Annotated in this window: 4 protein-coding genes; 2 read left to right on the top strand and 2 right to left on the bottom strand. The window is 74.6% G+C overall.

Annotation, left to right across the window (positions count from 1 at the left end):
* Nucleotides 1–57: 57 nt before the first annotated feature.
* Both cobA and PV350_RS44780 read left to right on the top strand, forming a co-directional pair.
* Nucleotides 58–1,305: a uroporphyrinogen-III C-methyltransferase gene (gene cobA, locus PV350_RS44785; protein WP_499510840.1), complete on the top strand. Its 1,248-nt coding sequence runs from the start codon at nt 58–60 to the stop codon at nt 1,303–1,305.
* A gap of 46 nt (nt 1,306–1,351) precedes the next feature.
* Nucleotides 1,352–2,170 (top strand): TrmH family RNA methyltransferase, encoded by an 819-nt coding sequence (locus tag PV350_RS44780; protein WP_499510839.1) that lies wholly within the window; start codon nt 1,352–1,354, stop codon nt 2,168–2,170.
* A gap of 1 nt (nt 2,171) precedes the next feature.
* Here the strand turns inward: PV350_RS44780 and PV350_RS44775 are convergent, their stop codons facing one another.
* Together PV350_RS44775 and PV350_RS44770 are read right to left on the bottom strand one after the other, a co-directional pair.
* On the bottom strand, nt 2,172–3,296 hold the full coding sequence (locus PV350_RS44775; RefSeq protein WP_500339087.1) for an acyl-CoA dehydrogenase family protein: 1,125 nt from the start codon (nt 3,294–3,296) through the stop codon (nt 2,172–2,174).
* The gene (locus PV350_RS44770) at nt 3,293–4,477 is read right to left on the bottom strand and encodes an acyl-CoA dehydrogenase family protein (protein WP_500339086.1); all 1,185 of its coding nucleotides are present in this window, start codon (nt 4,475–4,477) and stop codon (nt 3,293–3,295) included. The genes PV350_RS44775 and PV350_RS44770 overlap by 4 nt, the downstream gene beginning before the upstream one ends.
* Between the last annotated feature and the right edge of the window lie 142 nt (nt 4,478–4,619).

Raw genomic sequence — 4,619 nt, 5'->3', positions numbered from 1 at the left:
CCCCCGCAACCCCACCCCCCGCCGCGCCGCAAGGCACACCCGAGGAGCCGCACCGCCATGACTGCCGCCGAGGACCGCAACGACGCACCCGCCTACCCCGTCGGACTGCGCCTCACGGGCCGCCGCGTGGTCGTCCTCGGCGGTGGCCAGGTCGCCCAGCGCAGGCTGCCGCCGCTGGTGGCGGCCGGCGCCGACGTCGTCCTGGTCTCCCCGTCCGCGACGCCGTCCGTGGACGCGATGGCCGCCGCGGGCGAGATCCGCTGGGAGCGCCGTCGTTACCGGCCGGGCGACCTGGCCGACGCCTGGTACGCGCTCATCGCCACCACCGACCCCGAGGCGAACGCCGCAGCCTCCGCGGAGGCGGAGGAGCGCCGCGTGTGGTGCGTCCGCAGCGACGACGCCGAGGCGGCGACCGCGTGGACGCCGGCGACCGGCCGTACGGAGGGCGTGACCGTCGCCGTCCTCACCGGACGGGACCCGCGGCGTTCGGCAGCCGTGCGGGACGCGATCGTTGAGGGTCTGCGCGACGGGTCGCTCGCCGCGCCGCAGCACCGGGGGAGGACCCCGGGCGTGGCGCTGGTCGGCGGTGGTCCGGGTGACCCGGACCTGATCACGGTGCGCGGCCGCCGGCTGCTCGCGGAGGCGGACGTCGTCATCGCCGACCGGCTCGGCCCGCGCGATCTGCTCGACGAACTGCCGCCGCACGTCGAGGTGATCGACGCCGCGAAGATCCCGTACGGCCGGGCGATGGCCCAGGAGGCGATCAACGCGGCGCTGATCGAGCACGCGAAGGCCGGCAAGGCGGTCGTGCGGCTCAAGGGCGGGGACCCGTACGTGTTCGGGCGCGGGATGGAGGAGGCGGAGGCGCTCGCGGAGGCGGGCATCCCGTGCACCGTCGTGCCGGGGATCTCCAGTTCCATCAGCGTCCCGGCCGCCGCCGGCATCCCGGTCACGCACCGGGGGGTGGCGCACGAGTTCACCGTGGTCAGCGGCCATGTGGCCCCGGAGGACCCACGCTCGCTCGTGGACTGGGCGGCGCTCGCCCGGCTGCGCGGAACGCTGGTGCTGCTGATGGCCGTGGAGCGGATCGGCTCGATCGCGGCGGCGCTCGTGGAGCACGGCCGGGGCGCGGACACCCCCGTCGCGGTGATCCAGGAGGGCACGACGGCGGCCCAGCGCCGGGTCGACGCGACGCTCGCGACGGTGGGGGAGCGGGTGGCGCAGGAGGGCATCCGGCCGCCCGCGGTGATCGTCGTCGGCGAGGTCGTCGCCGTGGGCGATCGCGTAACCGGCGGTAACCAGTGACGTCGGTGCCGTTGGCACCGCACTTCGGACAAGGCAGTATCACCCTGTGGCTGAGCTCATCACCATCGACGACCCCGACGACCCGCGTCTGCACGACTACACGTCGCTGACCGACGTGGAGCTGCGCCGACGCCGCGAGCCCGCCGAGGGGCTGTTCATCGCGGAGGGCGAGAAGGTCATCCGGCGCGCCCGGCAGGCCGGTTACCGCATGCGCTCCATGCTGCTGTCGGCCAAGTGGGTCGACGTCATGCGGGACGTCATCGACGAGGTCCCGGCGCCGGTCTACGCGGTCAGCCCCGAACTCGCCGAGCAGGTGACCGGCTACCACGTGCACCGCGGCGCCCTCGCCTCGATGCAGCGCAGGCAACTGCCCGACGCGGCGGCCCTGCTGGGCGACGCGCGGCGGATCGTCGTCATGGAGTCGGTCAACGACCACACCAACATCGGCGCCATCTTCCGCAGCGCCGCCGCCCTCGGCATGGACGCCGTCCTGCTCTCCCCGGACTGCGCCGACCCGCTGTACCGCAGGTCGGTCAAGGTCTCGATGGGCGCCGTCTTCTCCGTCCCGTACGCCCGGCTGGAGAGCTGGCCCCGGGACCTGGAGGCGGTCCGGGAGGCGGGTTTCAAGCTGCTCGCGCTGACCCCCGACGAGAAGGCCACCGACATCGACGAGGCCGCCCCGCACCGGCTGGAACGCGCGGCGCTGATGCTCGGCGCCGAGGGCGACGGCCTGTCGACCCGCGCCCTGGTCGCCGCCGACGAGTGGGTGCGCATCCCCATGGCGCACGGGGTGGACTCCCTGAACGTGGGGGCGGCCGCCGCGGTCGCGTTCTACGCGGTGGCGACCGGCCGCCCCCGGGACTGACTCAGCCCGCCGCGGCCGGCAGGTCCACCAGGGCGGCGAGGGCCGTCCGGTGGCGGCCGGGCGTGCCGAGGGCGATCTCGTCGGCCTTGGCGCGCTTCAGCCGCAGGTGGGCCGGGTGCTCCCAGGTCATGCCGATTCCTCCGTGCAGTTGGACGCACTCCTCGGCGGCCCGCACGGCGACCGGTGCGCAGAACGCCTGCGCCACGGCGACCGCGACCGGAGCGTCCGCGCTGTCGGCCGCGAGCGCGTCGGCGGCGTTGCGCGCGGCGGCGCGGGACTGGACGACCTCGAGCCACAGGTCCGCGAGCCGGTGCTTGAGGGACTGGAAGGAGCCCACGACCCGGCCGAACTGATGACGCTCCTTCAGGTACGCCACCGTCTCGTCCAGGCACCACTGGGCCAGGCCCAGTTGCTCCGAGGCCAGCAGCCCCGCCCCCGTCAGCAGGGCCCGTTCCACGGCCGCCGCAGCGGTCCCGGGCCCGGCGAGCCGGCGGGCCGCCGCCCCGTCGAAGGAGACGTCCGCGATCGGCCGGGTCAGGTCGAGCGGCACCGGTACGGACAGGGCGACCCCGGGCGCGTCGGTGCGCACCTCGTAGAGCCCGGGACCGTCCGGACCGAACGCGGGCACGATCAGCACGTCCGCGGCGGTCGCGTCGGCGACGCTGGTCACGCGCCCGGCCAGGACGCCGTCCGCATCGGCCCGTACCCCCTGGGAGACGTCCGCGCCCGGCGCCGTGGGCAGCGGCACGGCCAGGGCGGCCGTCTGCTCGCCCTCCGCGAGGCGCGTCACGACGGCGTCGGCCTCCGCGGTGCCGGCCGCCAGCAGCGCCGTCGTGGCCAGCACGGCGCTGCCCAGGAAGGGCACGGGCGCCACGAAGGCCCCCAGCTCCTCCAGCACGACCGCGGCCTCCCGCGCGGAGGCGCCCTGGCCGCCGAGCTTCTCCGGCACCAGCAGCCCCGCGACCCCCACTTCCCGGGCCAGGGTCCGCCACAGCGCGGCGTCGTACGGCTCGTCGCCCTCACAGCGCGCCAGGACGTCCGCCGGTGCGCACCGGTCGGTGAGCAGACCGCGCACCGCGGCGCGCAGGTCGTTCTCGACGTCGGAGTAGAGCAGGTCGGAGCTCATCGCGGCAGGTCCTTCCAGGGGACGTCCTTGTCCGTACGGGGCTCGGAGGGCAGGCCGAGGACGCGCTCGGAGATGATGTTGCGGAGGATCTCGGACGTACCGCCCTCGATCGAGTTGCCCTTGGCCCGCAGATAGCGGTAACCGGCGTCGCGGCCGTAGAAGTCGACAATCTCCGGGCGGCTCATCGTCCACTCGCCGTACCGCAGCCCGTCCTCGCCCAGCAGTTCCACCTCCAGACCGCTGATGCGCTGGTTGAGCGAGGCGAACGCCAGCTTCATGCCCGAGCCCTCGGGGCCCGGGGCGCCCACCGCGAGCTGCTGGCGCAGCCGTTCGCCCGTGAGGCGGGTGACCTCGGCGTCCACCCACAGCCGCAGCAGCCGGTCGTGCAGGTCCGGCGTGCGCAGCTCGGGCCGCTCCCGCCACGTCGCGGTGACGGTGCCGATCATCCCGCCCTCGCGGGGGAGCGCGGTGCCGCCGATGGCGACCCGCTCGTTCATCAGCGTCGTCTGCGCCACGCGCCAGCCGTCGCCGACCTCGCCGAGACGGTGGGCGTCGGGGATCCGCACGTCCGTGAGGAAGACCTCGTTGAACTCGGCCTCACCCGTGATCTGCCGCAACGGCCGCACCTCGACGCCCGGGTCCGTCATGTCGCACACGAAGTACGTGATGCCCTGGTGCTTGGGGACGTCCGGGTCGGTGCGGGCGATCAGGATCGCCCAGCGCGCGTTGTGGGCGTTGGACGTCCACACCTTCTGGCCGGTGACGACCCAGTCGTCGCCGTCCCGCACCGCGCGGGTGCGCAGGCCCGCCAGGTCCGAGCCGGCGCCGGGCTCGCTGAACAGCTGGCACCAGACCTCCTCCCCGGTCCACAGCGGGCGCAGGAAGCGCGCCTTCTGCTCCTCGGTGCCGTACCGGAGGACGGTGGGGGCCGCCATCCCGAGGCCGATGCCGATCCGGCGCGGTTCGTTGTCCGGCGCCCCGGCGGCCGTCAGTTCGGCGTCCACGACCCCCTGCAGGGTGCGCGGCGCACCCAGCCCGCCGAGGCCCTGCGGGTAGTGCACCCACGCCAGGCCGGCGTCGAACCTGGCCCGCAGAAAGTTTAGGCGGTCCGTCGCCGCCGGATCGTGCGAGGCCAGCAGCGCGCGCACCCGCTCGCGCAGCTCCTCCGGTGTGACCGTCATGCGAATGCGTCCCTCCGCGTGTGCGTAGCACTAAGCAAGCGCTTAGAAACTAGCTCACGGGGTGCCCTACCGTCACCCCCTGGTGCGGCGCGTCTCGTGTGCGGCGCCGTTGTGGTTGGCGTTGGGGGTATCCCCGCCGCCC

The sequence above is a fragment of the Streptomyces sp. PA03-6a genome (assembly GCF_033792765.1).
Taxonomy (GTDB): domain Bacteria; phylum Actinomycetota; class Actinomycetes; order Streptomycetales; family Streptomycetaceae; genus Actinacidiphila.
This window is presented reverse-complemented; position numbering and strand designations above follow the sequence as displayed.

Bases quoted from the DNA above. Each gene is read 5' to 3' on its own strand.
- cobA (WP_499510840.1), top strand. From the start codon at position 58: ATGACTGCCGCCGAGGACCGCAACGACGCACCCGCCTACCCCGTCGGA.
- PV350_RS44770 (WP_500339086.1), bottom strand. From the start codon at position 4,477: ATGACGGTCACACCGGAGGAGCTGCGCGAGCGGGTGCGCGCGCTGCTG.
- PV350_RS44775 (WP_500339087.1), bottom strand. From the start codon at position 3,296: ATGAGCTCCGACCTGCTCTACTCCGACGTCGAGAACGACCTGCGCGCC.